Raw genomic sequence first — 14369 nt, forward strand, 5'->3', positions numbered from 1 at the left:
AGAGAAGGGGTTCCACGAACCCCTGTTAATATATACAGAGTGACTGGTGATTATATCAGCGAGGTCAGAGATGCCAACCGTGAAATTTCAATATGCGGCAGCAGGCGGCTGTCCGCGGTGTGCATCAGGTCCGCGCCTTGCGGTTTGATCCAGCATGCCTGCATGCCACAGCGCAGCGATCCGGCGACGTCAGTGGTCAGGTCATCGCCGACGTGCAGAATATGCCCGAGCGGTAAGTTCAGGCGCTCCGCCGCCAGATGGTACATGTCGGCAAACGGCTTGGAGCGGCCATCCGGCCCGGCGCGCAGCACAAAGCGGAAATAGTCGCTCAGGCCGAACAGCTCTGGTCGGGCGTTGCCGTTGGTAATCGCCACCAGAGGCCACTTCTCCGCCAGCTTCGCCAGCGTATCGTGGGTCTCCTGCGGGACATCGACGCGGCTGCGCCAGTGGGCGAAGTGTTCCATCGCCGCATCGGCCCCCGCTTTCGCCGCGTCGGCGGAGAGGCCGGCGTTACGCATGCCTAACTCCAGCGCACGGTGGCGCCAGACGGTCACGTCGTGATAGATCTCAGGCTCGGATGCCAGCAGCGTCTGGCGCAGCTGATTAAGCTCATGGGCGTCGAACTGGCTGAGCGACGGATGGTAGCTGCGCACAAAAGCCAGCGACTCGTGCATCGTCCGGTCAATTACCGGGCGGTTATCATAAAGGGTATCGTCCAGGTCAAACGTCAGCGCGGAAATCTGGCCCAGAGGTCGGTAAAAACGCATTATTTCCCCCGTTTTGCGCGCGGATGCGCGGCATCGTACACCGAGGCAAGGTGTTGAAAGTCGAGATGGGTATAAATTTGGGTGGTGGAGAGGTTAGCATGACCCAACAGCTCCTGCACACCGCGCAGATCGCCGCTGGACTCCAGCATATGAGTGGCAAAGGAGTGGCGAAGCTTGTGCGGATGCACATGGCTGTTCAGCCCCTGCTTAATGCCCCACTCGGCGAACCGCTTCTGTACGTTGCGCGCCGAAATGCGCTTGCCCAGTTTCGACAAAAACAGCGCGTCGTCGTCGGTACCGAACAGGCCGCGTAAATCCAGCCAGTGCTCAATCCACATCACGGCGTTGCGACCGATCGGCAAACGGCGCTCTTTGCTGCCTTTGCCCATCACCCAGACCTCGCCGCTTTCGAGATCGAGATGTTTGATATCAAGGTTGACCAGCTCGGATAAACGCAGCCCCGCGCCGTACATCACCTCCAGCATCGCCCGGTCGCGCACCGCCAGCGGATCGTTGAGATCGATATCCAGCAGCCGATTGACGTCATCGACATCGATATTTTTCGGCAGGTGACGGGGAATTTTCGGCGCGGCGATCCCTTTCGCCGGGTTGGCGCTGAGCTCGCCCTGGCCGACCAGCCAGTCGAAGAAACTGCGCAGCGCCGACAGGCGAAGCGCCAGGCTCGCCGGGCCTAACCCCGCGCGGCGACTGCGCACCGCAAAGCTTCGCACCTGAGCGGCATCGCACTGTGACCAGCTTTTCAGACCCGCCTCATCCGCCAGGGCGATCAGCGCGTCCAGCTGTCGCTGGTAATTCAGTAACGTGATCGGGCTGAGCTGGCGTTCAACGCCCAGGTGGCGCAGAAAGCGGGAGACGGCGGAGAAGAGAGGAGAATCGGTCATGCGCGTTCAATCCAGCGCTCCAGCAGGCCGGGCAGCATCTGGGCAATCTCCTGCAGCAGCTGCGTCCCCTGTCCTGGCTGATAATGCTGCGCATCGCGGCTGCTAAAGAGCATCACGCCGGGGGCATTATCGCCGCCCAGCAGCGACATCGCCACTGACCCAATGGCTTTCGCCTCCGGCAGCACCACCAACAGCTCCGGACCGTTGAGCGGCCCAAGGTAGTGGCGCGCCTGGCCCAGACGTTGAATACGGATCGGCTCAAACGCCTGCCGGCTTAACGCCAGATGGGTAAACTTCGAAGGCGCGCCGAGGCGCCAGCTGTCAGGGAACAGGCGCACCGTGGCGCCCGCCAGCCCCAGCTCGCGCGCCCAGCGGTGAAGGCGGTTGAGCATATCGTCGAGGCTCTCCGCCGCCGCCAGCCGCGTTTGCAGCTGCAGCAGGCGCTGGAACAGGCTTTCATTGGCGACCGCCTGCTCCATCAGCAGCGACATATTCTCTTCCAGCACATGAATATGGTTACGCGCCCGCATCATATGCCACTCCACCAGCGAAATCGTACCGCGTACCGGATGCGGGACGCGGAGGTGTTCGACCTGGGCGGCATTACGAATAAAAAATTCAGGATGTTGCAACAGATAGTCCACCACGGCGCGATCGTTCAATGCGCTGGCGACCTCCTGTTGTTCTTCCCCGATTGGTTTCATAAATGAATAAATCCATCATAGACATGGGCCGCCGGGCCGGTCATAAACAGCGGCTGGCCCGGGCCTTTCCAGGCGATATCAAGACGACCGCCGGGTAATTCCACACGTACCGTTTCAGCGAGCAGCCCCTGCTGGATCCCCACCGCCACCGCGGCGCAGGCGCCGCTGCCGCAGGCCTGAGTTTCCCCGGCGCCGCGTTCGTAGACGCGCAGACGGATATGGGACCGGCCGACCACCTGCATAAAGCCGATATTGGCGCGCTCCGGAAAACGCTCATGGCTTTCCATTACCGGGCCGAGGGTTTCCACCGCCGCCGTATCCACATCATCCACCTGGATAACGCAGTGCGGGTTCCCCATGGATACCACGCCGCACAATACTGTCTGCTCGGCGGCACGCATGATATAGGTCTTTTCCGCTTTGTTGGCGCGGAACGGCACCTGGGAGGGCTCGAAGTTGGGCTCGCCCATGTTCACCCGCACCAGATCGTCTTCCGTTACGCTTAATACCATACGGCCGTTGGCCGTACTCACGCGGATGTCACGTTTATTGGTCAGGCCTTTCAGCCGGACGAAGCGTGCGAAACAGCGCGCACCGTTGCCGCACTGCGACACTTCGCTGCCGTCGGCATTAAAGATCCGGTAATGGAAATCCAGATCCGGATCGTAGGGCGGCTCCACCACTAACAGCTGATCGAACCCGACGCCAAGGTGGCGATCCGCCAGGCGGCGAATCAGCTCCGGCGAGAAAAAAACATTCTGCGTTACCGCGTCAACGACCATAAAATCGTTGCCAAGGCCATGCATTTTAGAGAACTGCATCATCTACTCCAGTTGCGCGGAACAGAACGTTATCGTTAGTAATTGACCTGGCTCGGACCACCGGTATCGCCACGATCGTTACGATCCGGCGTTGAGCTCTGAATGCCCGGGTTAACCGGTTTGGTCGGCGGCGGCGCAGTTTTGTCAGCCGGCGGGAAATAGAGAGGCCCTTTCAAACCGCAGCCGGTCAGGCTGAAGATCGCAAACAAAACGGCAAGCGTAGGAAAAACGTTTTTCATTGATAGTTGCCCGTGATTCATTCTTTCTGCTTTCTATCATCGCAGGAGAAGGCGTAAAAGCAAGCCTTTAGCATCTGACTGCGCGCGCTTTTGTTTCGCGCTATACTGCCGCCAATCTCAAAAATGCGGGACAGAATCATGAATGACAGTGAATTTCATCGCCTTGCCGACAGCCTGTGGATGACCATCGAAGAACGCCTGGACGACTGGGACGGCGATAGCGACATCGACTGCGAAATCAACGGCGGCGTGTTGACCATCAGCTTTGAAAACGGCAGCAAAATCATTATTAACCGTCAGGAGCCGCTGCACCAGGTATGGCTGGCCACCAAACAGGGCGGCTACCATTTCGATCTCAAAGGCGACGAGTGGATCTGCGATCGCAGCGGCGAGACCTTCTGGGATCTGCTGGAGCAGGCGGCAAGTCAGCAGGCCGGTGAGACGGTGAGATTCCGTTAATGACGCGTTTCCCGGATGGCGGCGCATCGCGCCTTATCCGGGCTACCCGACGGCTCAGGTAGTCCCCAGGCCCGTACCGCCGGACGACGAACGCAGGCACGGAGCCGCGACGCCTGACCCGGCCTGGGAAAGCGCGCCCCGATAAGCGTTACGAGTAGCGCTGCTGCAGCACCGGCGAGGCGGTAACGTCCTGGCTGGTGGGTATCGCGGCGGCAATCGCCTGAGTGCGGAAAGGGATCACCTGGGTGCGCCCGTCCACCTCGACAATCTGATAGAACTGCGGCAGGTTGAAGTTGATAAAGCTGGAGCCGTAGGTAAAACGATCGTGCGATGACGAATAGAAGCGGCTGACGTCGCGCACCAGCTCCTCTTTGCTGCCCTCGCAGTGGTGATACACCTCAGCGCGGTTGCTCTCATCGAGAATATAGATGTTAAAGCCGCTGTCGTTGTTATCCGCGTCTTCAAAGAAGAACTGAATAATCCCTTCGCTGGCGAAGCCGTCCACCACCGCCGGCAGCTTAACGTGATTGGTTTCCACCTGCACCGACAGGCCGTGGAGCTTGTTGTGCGAGATAGCGCCGTAGAATTCAATGGCGTTTTCCAGCTTCTGCACCGAAACATTGAGACGCTCGAAGAACAGCCCCCAGGTCTGGCCGGAGACGCGCAGCGCTTTAAAGCGCCCGGTATCCTGGCGGGTACTGGAGAGACGCAGTTCGATGCACTCGGAGATCATCTGCTGTACGCGGGTACGGATCAGGCCGCGCAGATGTTGGCTATAGCAGAACACCTCCACGCTGTCCGGCGGCGCGGCGTCCTGATGCATTTTACCGAGGATCGTTTTCAGCGCTTCGATCATCGCCTGCTCGCCGTTGAAATGCAGGGTACGCACTTCGTTCCACGAGTTGCGATACAGCAGGTCGACGCTGCCGATCAGGCATTTTTGCTCTTCGCCGAAGCTGAAAACATCAAGCTTACGGAAATCAAAGTGCACCACCTGATTGCGGAAGGCCGCCGTCGGGTCATATTCGAGGTTGACGATAATCGCCAGGTGGCGAATTTCGCATGGGCTGTATAGCGCTTTTGGCGTCGGCGCCGGCAGGCGCAGCGGGAAGTGGTGCGACACGTCGGCCACCATCTCCTGCAGCTTCGCCAGATCGACGATGCCGTTGCCCTTAATAAACAGGCGGGTGCGTGAGGTCAGCAGGCCGTTAAACCAGGCCCAGGCCACCAGCTTATTAAGATAACGGTTATATTCCAGCGGCTGATGGCTGATGATCGATTCCATATCCGGCGCGCGGTTGTACAGATACCAACCGGTACGGTTGGCGCGACCCGGCGGCACGTGGATAAAGGTCAGATTCGGTTCCGACAGGTCCGGCGAAATTTGCGGGTTCACCAGCGTCACTTTGCCCGGCAGCGCTTCAAAAGCCGCATACAGCTTACGCGTCAGCACGCCAATATCCTGCGGACTGGCGGAGACGCTGAGGTTATTGCGCCGCGCGAAGCGGATCAGATTACGATAGCTCTGCATCATCGCATCGAGCAGTTCGTTGTGCGCCTTGCGCACTTCATCAATTTTCCAGTTCGCGCGGTTGTCGAGCATCATCAGACGCTTTTCATCCCAGCCCCACGCGTTGACCAGCTGGCTGACGACTTCGCGACGCCAGCCGACGCAGGCGCGTTCGCGGCTGAGTTTTTCACACACTTTCAGATAGAAGCAGCGGCGCACCAGGTCGAGACGGGTTTCATCTTCGATGGCCTGCAGGTAGGTGGTGACGCGCTCCAGCATCATGCAGTACGGGTCGAGGCCGAAGGAGACGATCTCGCCATCGTGCAGGCGCTGTTTGATATCTTTCGCCAGCAGGCGGTTATTGGGGTATTCCCAGGAATAGGCTTCCAGCAGCAGCGTTTTCAGCACCGCTTTATAGGGGGAGTCGATACTCTTATACAGCTGCCACAGGCTGGCGCCGAAGTACTCTTCAGCCGACAGCGAACTGAGGCCGCCGAGATCGAGCCACTCGTTTGGCGTCAGCACGCCCTGGGCATACAGCCCCATGACGTAATCGTCGTAATGCTCTTCTTCATCGCACGGCACCATATTCCACAGAATACGCTTGCCGGCGAGACGGACCGCGGTGCGGTAGAACTCATCGAGCAGTAAAATATGCTGGGTCGAACCGCAGTCTTCGCCGCCGAGGCTGCCGCTTTCGTTATGGCGGAAACGGTTTTCGTCGATCAGGAAGAAGCTGACTTCCACACCGAGCGAGGCCGCCCAGCTCTCAAGCAGGCTGCATTTTCGCTGCAGCAGCTGGCGCTCTTCGCTATCCAGCCAGGCCTGGTGACATACCCAGATGTCCAGATCGGAAGAACAGCTCTGGCCGACGGAGGAGGTACTGCCCATCGAGTAGACGCCGGTGATCGGCAGCTCGCCTTTCGGCGGCTCCTGGGTCTGCATGCCGCGATGCAGTTCCAGTTCTTCAAGATAGTGGCGTTGGGTTTCATCAGGCGTGTAGAGGCAAATGCCACGGGGAACGTTACCGTCAAGGTAACCCGGCATCAGCGGGTGATGATAATGTAATAACGTTGGCAGTAGACTGTAAACCTGCTGGAAAGCGGGTCCCATGGCAGCAAGCGCGCGATCCACGCGCAGTTGGTTGATGGCATCCAGTCTCTGTTTCAGTGTCTCAATATAGAGGTACAAGACATATCGCCTGATGTTCAAAAACCCGAGGTACAATAGTACGGAGGATTTCAGTATTTCAACAAAAACCGTCACCATTCGTCGTCGGTGTGGTTGTGAAGAGCAGCGGACAGACAAATGGTTTAAAACGTGATCAATTTAACACCTTGCTCATTGACCGTAAAGAAAGATGCGCTACATACAAGTGTAGCACCGTTTATTACCTGTAAATTCCTCACTACGCCTCCGGCAACCGCCACGCGCATGAAAGGTTAAAAAAGAGTGGGCCGGAGCTATCTCCCACATAAACCGTGAAAACTAACATCCGTAAGACAACAATGTTAGGATGGTTAGTGGTCGACAATGACGGTAACAAGCATGTTAGACAAAGTTTTGAAAATTGCCACACGGCAAAGCCCGCTTGCGCTATGGCAGGCGCAATATGTTAAAGCGCGCCTGGAACAAGCGCATCCCGGACTGAAGGTCGAGCTGGTGCCGATGGTCACTCGCGGGGATGTCATCCTTGATACTCCCCTGGCAAAGGTGGGTGGCAAGGGCTTATTTGTGAAAGAGTTAGAGCTTGCCATGCTCGAAGGGCGCGCCGATATCGCCGTTCATTCGATGAAAGATGTGCCGGTGGAATTCCCGGAGGGGCTGGGGCTGGTGACAATCTGCGAGCGCGACGATCCGCGCGACGCGTTTGTCTCCAATCGCTATGCCTCGATTGATGAACTCCCGGCCGGCAGCGTCGTTGGCACGTCAAGTTTACGCCGTCAGTGCCAGCTGGCCGCCACCCGTCCGGATCTGGTGATCCGCTCTCTGCGCGGTAATGTCGGTACCCGACTGAGTAAGCTGGATAACGGCGAGTATGACGCCATCATCCTCGCCGCCGCCGGCCTGAAGCGCCTGCAGCTCGAGGCGCGAATTCGCCAGCCGCTGTCGCCTGAGCAATCTCTGCCGGCGGTCGGCCAGGGCGCGGTGGGCATCGAATGCCGTCTCGACGATGCATGGACCCAGGGGCTGTTAGCGCCTCTCAACCATACGGAAACGGCAGTGCGCGTGCGCGCCGAGCGGGCGATGAACACGCGTCTCGAAGGCGGCTGTCAGGTGCCGATTGGTAGCTATGCGGAACTGAAAGACGGTGAACTGTGGCTGCGGGCGCTGGTTGGCGCCCCGGATGGTTCGCAGATGGTACGCGGCGAACGGCGCGGGCCAGCAGAGCAGGCCGAAGCGCTTGGCATCTCGCTGGCGGAAGAGCTCCTGGATAACGGCGCCCGCGATATTCTCGCGGCAGTTTATGATGGAGAAGCCCCACGATGAGCATCCTGGTCACTCGTCCACTACCGCAAGGAGAAGCGCTGGTCAGCCGTCTGCGGGCCATGGGACGCGTGGCCTGGAGCTTTCCGCTGATAGAATTTACGCCCGGTCGGGAGCTTCCCGCGCTGGGCGACGCGCTTGCCCGCCTGGGGCCTGACGATCTGCTGTTCGCGCTGTCCCAGCATGCGGTGGAGTTCGCCCATGCCCGTCTGCAGCAACAGGGTATGCCCTGGCCCACTTCCCCGCGTTATTTTGCCATTGGCCGCACGACGGCGCTGGCCCTGCATACTGTCAGCGGGCAGCACATCCATTACCCGTTAGATCGGGAAATTAGCGAAGTCTTGCTACAATTACCTGAATTACAAAACATTGCCGGGAAGAATGCGCTGATCTTACGCGGCAATGGTGGGCGGGAACTCTTAGGCGCGACGCTGACCGAGCGCGGCGCCAGGGTCACATTTTGTGAATGTTATCAACGTAGTGCAAAGCATTACGATGGCGCAGAAGAAGCGATGCGCTGGCAATCTCGCGGGGTCACCACGCTGGTGGTCACCAGCGGCGAGATGCTGCAGCAGCTATGGTCGTTAATACCGCAATGGTATCGCGAACGGTGGCTCCTGCACTGCCGCGTTGTCGTTGTCAGCGAACGTCTGGCCCTTCAGGCCCGGGAGCTGGGCTGGCAGGAGATTCAGGTTGCCGATAGCGCCGACAACGATGCGCTGCTACGCGCATTACAATAACTCTCAACATTGGAAGCCATAATGACGGAACAACAAAATCAATCCGCCGTGGTTGAAGAGACCAGGGAGGCCGTGGAGACCACACCACAGCCAGAGAACACTGATAAGAAGAAGGCTGGCAACAAAACCAGCCTGGCGCTCAGCGCGATCGCTATCGCCATTGCGATAGCCGCCGGTATCGGCCTGTATGGCCTGAACAAACAGCAGGCCTCGCGTCAAAACGAAACCACCTCTGAATTATCAAGCCAGGTCGCGGCGCTGCAAAAAGCGCAGGAAAGCCAAAAAAGCGAACTGGAAGGCATTATCAAACAGCAGGCCGAGCAGCTAAACGAAGCCAAACATCAGCAGGAGACGCTGGCCAAACAGCTGGACGAAGTCCAGCAAAAAGTGGCGGTCATTTCCGGTAGCGACGCCAAAACCTGGCTGCTGGCCCAGGCCGACTTCCTCGTCAAGCTGGCGGGACGTAAGCTGTGGAGCGATCAGGATGTCACCACCGCCGCCGCGCTGCTGAAAAGCGCCGACGCCAGCCTCGCCGACATGAATGACCCAAGCCTGATCGGCGCCCGCCGGGCGATCACCGACGATATCGCCACCCTCTCCGCGGTGAACCAGGTCGACTACGACGGCATGATCCTCAAGGTTAATCAGCTGGCGAACCAAATCGATAACCTGCGGCTGGCGGATAATAACGATGACGATTCGCCGATGGATTCTGATAGCGATGAGCTCTCCAGCTCCATCAGCGAATGGCGCGTCAATCTGCAGAAAAGCTGGCAGAATTTTATGGACAGTTTTATCACCGTGCGCCGCCGCGATGAAACGGCGGTCCCGCTGCTGGCGCCGAATCAGGATATCTATCTGCGGGAAAATATTCGCTCTCGCCTGCTGGTCGCCGCGCAGGCAGTGCCGCGCCATCAGGAAGAGACCTGGAAACAGTCGCTGGATAACGTCTCGACCTGGGTACGCGCCTATTACGATACCGATGACGCCACCACTAAAGCCTTCCTTGAAGAGGTGGATAAGCTCAGTCAGCAAAGCATTACCATGACGGTGCCGGAAACGCTGCAGAGCCAGGCGTTGCTGGAAAAACTGATGCAGACCCGGGTGCGTAATCTGATGGCGCAGCCTGCCGTTTCCGCAGGCGGCGCGCCCTCGCCTGCACCTGCAGCACCGGCCGCCCCCGCTGCGCCGCAAGGAGAGTAACGCATGCTGAAAATTCTTTTACTCTTCGCACTGTTGATCGCCGGGATCGTGCTTGGCCCGATGATCGCCGGGCATCAGGGCTACGTCCTGATCCAGACTGATAATTACAATATTGAGACCAGCGTGACCGGGCTGGTGATCATCCTGATCCTCGCCATGGTGGTGCTGTTCGCCATTGAATGGCTGCTGCGCCGTATTTTCCGCACCGGGGCGCATACGCGCGGCTGGTTTGTCGGCCGTAAACGCCGTCGCGCGCGTAAGCAAACCGAGCAGGCGCTGCTTAAGCTGGCGGAAGGTGATTACCAGCAGGTTGAGAAGCTGATGGCGAAAAACGCCGATCACGCCGAACAGCCGGTGGTGAACTATCTGCTGGCGGCGGAAGCGGCCCAGCAGCGCGGCGATGAAGCGCGGGCTAACCAGCATCTGGAGCGCGCCACCGACCTGGCGGGCGATGACCTGATCCCGGTGGAAATCACCCGCGTTCGCCTGCAGCTGGCGCGCAATGAAAATCACGCCGCGCGCCATGGCATCGATAAGCTACTGGAAATCACCCCGCGTCATCCGGAAGTGCTGCGCCTCGCCGAACAGGCTTATACCCGTACCGGCGCCTGGCAGTCGCTGCTGGATATCATTCCGTCGATGGCGAAAGCTAACGTCGGCGATGAAGAGCACCGCGCCGCGCTGGAACAGCTGGCATGGGTTGGCCTGATGGACAAAGCGCTGGCCGACGGCGGCAGCGAGGGGCTGCGCGAATGGTGGCGCAACCAGAGCCGTAAAACGCGGGCGCTGGTGCCGCTGCAGGTGGCGATGGCCGAGCGCCTCATCGAGAGCGACGATCACGATACCGCGCAGCAAATTATTATTGATGGTCTGAAGAAACAGTATGACGACCGTCTGGTGATGCCGATCCCGCGCCTGAAGACCAATAACCCGGAACAGCTGGAGAAAGTACTGCGCCAGCAGATCAAAGCCGTTGGCGATCGTCCGCTGCTGTGGAGCACCCTGGGCCAGTCGCTGATGCGGCACGGCGAATGGCAGGAGGCCAGCATCGCCTTCCGCGCCGCGCTTAAGCAGCGTCCGGATGCCTTTGATTACGCCTGGCTGGCGGATGCTCTGGATCGCCTCCATCAACCGGAGGAAGCGGCCACCATGCGCCGCGATGGTCTGCTGCTGACGCTGCAGAATAACCCTCAGCAATAACCTCACCTGGCTGTCGCCTCCTGCGGGGCGATAGCCCTTCTCCCCCGCCTTCCCGTTGACGATCCCCCTGAAAGAAAAAAACGCCTGCGCTGAAATCAGGGCAGGCGTTAAAACAGGTCTGTTTGACAACAAATTGGGTGCTTCACTCAACGTAATGTCCATGGTGTTTGATGAGGCATAAATGCGACATCTGTCAGTGGACGATAAGCACCGTAAGAACGGCTCTGCATCATTCCGGAGTTTATGAGGCACAAAGGCGAACATAAGAGATGGAATGAGCATCTACCCGATTATTATCGCACAGGATCCAGGGAAATTGCATCTACCACAGTGATGAATTGAGAGTTTTCCTGACGCGTATTCTTAAGCAAAGAGAAGATTTTTTATCAGCAAGATCAGGGGAATAAGTCATGGCAGGAAGTCACAGAAAACAAAAAACCCCGCCGAAGCGGGGTTCAAAATTGGTCGGCGAGAGAGGATTCGAACCTCCGACCCACTGGTCCCAAACCAGTTGCGCTACCAAGCTGCGCTACTCGCCGAAATACTGCTTTTTGAATTTTTAGTTCAATTCGTTAAAGTCGTGGTGCGAGGGGGGGGACTTGAACCCCCACGTCCGTAAGAACACTAACACCTGAAGCTAGCGCGTCTACCAATTCCGCCACCTTCGCAAATTCACAACTCTATCAAATAATGGGGTGGCTAATGGGATTCGAACCCACGACAACTGGAATCACAATCCAGGGCTCTACCAACTGAGCTATAGCCACCACTGCAAACCTTTTACGCGGTATTAAAACCACCGCAGCTCCAGCACCGGGTTAATGGTGCGCCCGACAGGATTCGAACCTGAGACCTCTGCCTCCGGAGGGCAGCGCTCTATCCAGCTGAGCTACGGGCGCTTAGCGCCGTTGCGGGGTCGGATAATACGGACTTCCTCCCCCGCTGTCTAGTGCCTTTTAAAAGAAAATTATCGTTTGCTCATGCTTTGTTCGTTTTGGCGCTTATTCAGCCGTATTATTGACTTGCCCCTGCCTTCCAAGGCCAAACACCTTATAAATCAGGGTAACGGCAGCAAGGAAAATAATGCCGACAAAGAGCGACATCCGGGTTTCATCATTCAGCCCCATCCCGATCAGCACGCAGATCAGGAAAGCCATGGTGAAATAGTTGGCCCACGGAAACAGCAGCGAACGGAACGGATGGCTGGCTATCGCTGCCTGATGTACGCGACGGAAACGCAGCTGACTAATCAGGATCACAAACCAGGGCACCATCCCCGGCAGGACGCTGGCGCTATAGACATAGACAAACACCCGCTGCGGATTAGGAATGATGTAATTCAGGCAGGAGCCTACCAGCAGGATCAGAATAGACAGCGCCACGCCGACGGCCGGAACGCCGTTGCGCGATACCTTACCGATCGCCGCCGGCAGCTGACGGTTCTTCGCCAGGGCGTACAGCATACGTCCGCAGCTGTACATCCCGCTGTTGCAGCCGGAAAGCGCCGCCGTCAGCACCACAAAGTTGATAATCCCCGCCGCGGCGGTAATACCGATTTTGGCAAACGTCAGTACGAACGGGCTGCCGTTGGAGCCGATTTGATCCCATGGGAAGATGGTGACGATAACGAAAATCGCGCCGACGTAGAAAATCAGGATCCGCCACAGCACTTTGCCCACCGCGCTGCGCAGTGTGACCTGCGGATTTTTCGCTTCACCAGCGGTAATGCCGATGAGCTCCACCCCCTGATAGGACGCGACCACGATACACAGCGCCGTCAGGAAGCCCTTCCAGCCGCCGGCAAAGAAGCCGCCATGTTCGGTCAGGTTGCCAAAACCGATGGAGTGGCCGCCGTTGCCAAAGCCGAAGAAAATGACGCCCAGGCCCACGACGATCATCACGATAATGGTGGTCACTTTAATCATGGCGAACCAGAACTCGATTTCACCGTACAGCCGGACCGCCGCGAGGTTAGCCAGCGCCACCAGCCCCACGGCAATTAACGCCGGGATCCACTGCGCCATCTCCGGGAACCAGAACTGCACATAGACGCCGATGGCGGTAATCTCAGAGATGCCCACCGCCATCCACATAAACCAGTACGACCAGGCGGTCAGGTAGCCGAAGAAGGGGCTCATATAGCGATGCGCATACACCGCGAAGGAGCCGGTGACGGGCTCAAGGAACAGCATTTCGCCCATTGAGCGCATAATGAAAAAGACGAACAGGCCAGCGATAATGTACGCCAGCAGCACGGAAGGCCCAGCCCACTTCAGGGTACTGGCCGCCCCCATAAACAACCCCACGCCAATCGTCCCCCCAAGGGCGATCAGTTCAATATGCCGGGCCTCCAGTCCACGCTGGAGCTCCGCTTTTTTCTCAGTCATATATCCTCTTGTGTTTGCCGTATTCCGGGTACTCCCGGTTATTGTTATTAACTGAACTCATAGCCTTGCCGACGCGCAGGTCTCCCCCCGCGCGTATGAAGCCTGCGAATGGTTAATGAATTTTATGGAAATGGCAAATAAAGTATCAGGCGAGTAAAGACATTAAACAGAAAATGGACACAAACTCGCCAGAATGCAGAGGAATATTAGAGTTTATTGGTGTAATGCCAACGTAAATATCGTAGCAGCCGGGCCTGCCTTTTAATCCGGCTCGGCTGGGAAACCAGGCGGTAAAACCACTCCAGCCCCAGATCCTGCCAGAACTTCGGCGCCCGATGAACGTGCCCGGTGAAAACATCGTAAGTGCCGCCGACGCCCATATACAGCGCGTGCGGGTACAGGCGCCGACAGTCGCGCATAAAGATCTCCTGACGCGGGGACCCCATGGCGACGGTGACGATTTTCGCCCCGCTGTCGCGAATGCGTTCGAACAATGCCTGCCGTTGCTCAGGCGCAAAATAGCCGTCCTGGCTGCCGACGATATTCACCTGCCAGCGCTGGCGCAGGCTGGACGCCGTCTGCGCCAGGACTTCAGGTTTACCGCCGACCAAAAACACCGGAGTGCCTTCAGCGCCGGCGCGCTGCATTAACGCTTCCCAGAGATCGGCTCCCGCCACGCGGGACACCTGGGCCTGCGGATATTTTTTACGCAGCGAACGTACCACGCTGATGCCATCCGCATATTTAAACTCCGCCGCCTCAATCAGCGCCCGCACCTCGGGGTTATCCTCTACGGCCAGCATTTTCTCGGCATTAATCGCCACCAGCGTCCCCTCCCGGAGAACGCCATCGGCATATAAATAATCCAGAGCGTGCTGCATATCGCGCCAGCCTATGAGCTGCAGCCCTCTTAACAGGTACAACGGCGCGGAAATGGTCCCAGTCATGTC

13 protein-coding genes and 4 tRNA genes are annotated in these 14369 nt (G+C 58.2%); 5 read left to right on the top strand and 12 right to left on the bottom strand.

What is annotated here, in order from left to right; genetic code table 11:
• Positions 1 to 50: 50 nt before the first annotated feature.
• From yigB to lptM, 5 genes are read right to left on the bottom strand one after another with little or no spacing between them, the layout of a single operon-like run.
• Positions 51 to 767: a 5-amino-6-(5-phospho-D-ribitylamino)uracil phosphatase YigB gene (gene yigB, locus LGM20_RS24540; RefSeq protein ID WP_023291569.1), complete on the bottom strand. Its 717-nt coding sequence runs from the start codon at positions 765 to 767 to the stop codon at positions 51 to 53.
• Positions 767 to 1669 (bottom strand): tyrosine recombinase XerC, encoded by a 903-nt coding sequence (gene xerC / locus LGM20_RS24545; protein WP_044521758.1) that lies wholly within the window; start codon positions 1667 to 1669, stop codon positions 767 to 769. The genes yigB and xerC overlap by 1 nt, the downstream gene beginning before the upstream one ends.
• Positions 1666 to 2373, bottom strand: a complete 708-nt coding sequence (locus LGM20_RS24550; protein ID WP_044521756.1) for a DUF484 domain-containing protein — start codon at positions 2371 to 2373, stop codon at positions 1666 to 1668. Before LGM20_RS24550 ends, xerC begins: the two co-directional genes overlap by 4 nt.
• Positions 2370 to 3194: a diaminopimelate epimerase gene (gene dapF, locus LGM20_RS24555; protein ID WP_002883394.1), complete on the bottom strand. Its 825-nt coding sequence runs from the start codon at positions 3192 to 3194 to the stop codon at positions 2370 to 2372. The genes LGM20_RS24550 and dapF overlap by 4 nt, the downstream gene beginning before the upstream one ends.
• A 35-nt stretch (positions 3195 to 3229) precedes the next feature.
• Positions 3230 to 3433 carry an LPS translocon maturation chaperone LptM gene (gene lptM, locus LGM20_RS24560; RefSeq protein WP_004886794.1) on the bottom strand — a complete coding sequence of 68 codons (204 nt, stop codon included), beginning with the start codon at positions 3431 to 3433 and terminating at the stop codon, positions 3230 to 3232.
• A 138-nt stretch (positions 3434 to 3571) separates the two neighbouring features.
• Between lptM and cyaY the strand changes: the two genes are divergently transcribed.
• A complete protein-coding gene (gene cyaY / locus LGM20_RS24565; RefSeq protein WP_004886799.1) occupies positions 3572 to 3892 on the top strand; it encodes an iron donor protein CyaY in 321 nt (106 codons plus the stop codon).
• Positions 3893 to 4040: 148 nt separating this feature from the next.
• Here cyaY and cyaA read toward each other — a convergent pair whose 3' ends face one another.
• A complete protein-coding gene (gene cyaA / locus LGM20_RS24570; RefSeq protein WP_002883383.1) occupies positions 4041 to 6593 on the bottom strand; it encodes a class I adenylate cyclase in 2553 nt (850 codons plus the stop codon).
• A gap of 357 nt (positions 6594 to 6950) precedes the next feature.
• Here cyaA and hemC point away from each other — a divergent pair, with 357 nt between their 5' ends.
• From hemC to hemY, 4 genes are read left to right on the top strand one after another with little or no spacing between them, the layout of a single operon-like run.
• A complete protein-coding gene (hemC, locus tag LGM20_RS24575) occupies positions 6951 to 7892 on the top strand; it encodes a hydroxymethylbilane synthase (protein ID WP_032454513.1) in 942 nt (313 codons plus the stop codon).
• Entirely contained in the window at positions 7889 to 8629 is a 741-nt protein-coding gene (gene hemD, locus LGM20_RS24580) for a uroporphyrinogen-III synthase (protein WP_023291564.1), read from the top strand. The genes hemC and hemD overlap by 4 nt, the downstream gene beginning before the upstream one ends.
• 21 nt (positions 8630 to 8650) lie before the next feature.
• Positions 8651 to 9832, top strand: coding sequence for a uroporphyrinogen-III C-methyltransferase (gene hemX, locus LGM20_RS24585; RefSeq protein WP_023291563.1), 1182 nt, complete (start codon positions 8651 to 8653; stop codon positions 9830 to 9832).
• Positions 9833 to 9835: 3 nt separating this feature from the next.
• Positions 9836 to 11032 (top strand): protoheme IX biogenesis protein HemY, encoded by a 1197-nt coding sequence (gene hemY, locus LGM20_RS24590; protein WP_023291562.1) that lies wholly within the window; start codon positions 9836 to 9838, stop codon positions 11030 to 11032.
• Between the two features lie 462 nt (positions 11033 to 11494).
• Here hemY and LGM20_RS24595 read toward each other — a convergent pair.
• From LGM20_RS24595 to wecG, 6 genes are all read right to left on the bottom strand, one after another.
• Positions 11495 to 11571: transfer RNA gene (locus LGM20_RS24595), tRNA-Pro, on the bottom strand.
• Between the two features lie 42 nt (positions 11572 to 11613).
• Positions 11614 to 11700: transfer RNA gene (locus LGM20_RS24600), tRNA-Leu, on the bottom strand.
• 23 nt (positions 11701 to 11723) lie between these two features.
• Positions 11724 to 11799 (bottom strand) — tRNA-His (locus tag LGM20_RS24605).
• 55 nt (positions 11800 to 11854) lie between these two features.
• Positions 11855 to 11931, bottom strand: a tRNA-Arg gene (locus tag LGM20_RS24610).
• Positions 11932 to 12033: 102 nt separating this feature from the next.
• A complete protein-coding gene (gene thrP, locus LGM20_RS24615; protein ID WP_044521754.1) occupies positions 12034 to 13419 on the bottom strand; it encodes a bifunctional threonine/serine APC transporter ThrP in 1386 nt (461 codons plus the stop codon).
• Between the two features lie 206 nt (positions 13420 to 13625).
• Positions 13626 to 14366, bottom strand: coding sequence for a lipopolysaccharide N-acetylmannosaminouronosyltransferase (gene wecG, locus LGM20_RS24620; RefSeq protein WP_023291561.1), 741 nt, complete (start codon positions 14364 to 14366; stop codon positions 13626 to 13628).
• Positions 14367 to 14369 lie beyond the last annotated feature (3 nt).

This window comes from Klebsiella quasipneumoniae subsp. quasipneumoniae (assembly GCF_020525925.1).
Classification (GTDB): Bacteria; Pseudomonadota; Gammaproteobacteria; order Enterobacterales; family Enterobacteriaceae; genus Klebsiella; species Klebsiella quasipneumoniae.

Excerpts from the sequence above, each read along its gene's own strand:
- hemC (WP_032454513.1), top strand. The coding sequence starts at position 6,951 with ATGTTAGACAAAGTTTTGAAAATTGCCACACGGCAAAGCCCGCTTGCG.
- xerC (WP_044521758.1), bottom strand. The coding sequence starts at position 1,669 with ATGACCGATTCTCCTCTCTTCTCCGCCGTCTCCCGCTTTCTGCGCCAC.
- wecG (WP_023291561.1), bottom strand. The coding sequence starts at position 14,366 with ATGACTGGGACCATTTCCGCGCCGTTGTACCTGTTAAGAGGGCTGCAG.
- hemY (WP_023291562.1), top strand. The coding sequence starts at position 9,836 with ATGCTGAAAATTCTTTTACTCTTCGCACTGTTGATCGCCGGGATCGTG.
- cyaY (WP_004886799.1), top strand. The coding sequence starts at position 3,572 with ATGAATGACAGTGAATTTCATCGCCTTGCCGACAGCCTGTGGATGACC.
- yigB (WP_023291569.1), bottom strand. The coding sequence starts at position 767 with ATGCGTTTTTACCGACCTCTGGGCCAGATTTCCGCGCTGACGTTTGAC.
- hemD (WP_023291564.1), top strand. The coding sequence starts at position 7,889 with ATGAGCATCCTGGTCACTCGTCCACTACCGCAAGGAGAAGCGCTGGTC.
- dapF (WP_002883394.1), bottom strand. The coding sequence starts at position 3,194 with ATGCAGTTCTCTAAAATGCATGGCCTTGGCAACGATTTTATGGTCGTT.
- hemX (WP_023291563.1), top strand. The coding sequence starts at position 8,651 with ATGACGGAACAACAAAATCAATCCGCCGTGGTTGAAGAGACCAGGGAG.
- thrP (WP_044521754.1), bottom strand. The coding sequence starts at position 13,419 with ATGACTGAGAAAAAAGCGGAGCTCCAGCGTGGACTGGAGGCCCGGCAT.
- LGM20_RS24550 (WP_044521756.1), bottom strand. The coding sequence starts at position 2,373 with ATGAAACCAATCGGGGAAGAACAACAGGAGGTCGCCAGCGCATTGAAC.
- lptM (WP_004886794.1), bottom strand. The coding sequence starts at position 3,433 with ATGAAAAACGTTTTTCCTACGCTTGCCGTTTTGTTTGCGATCTTCAGC.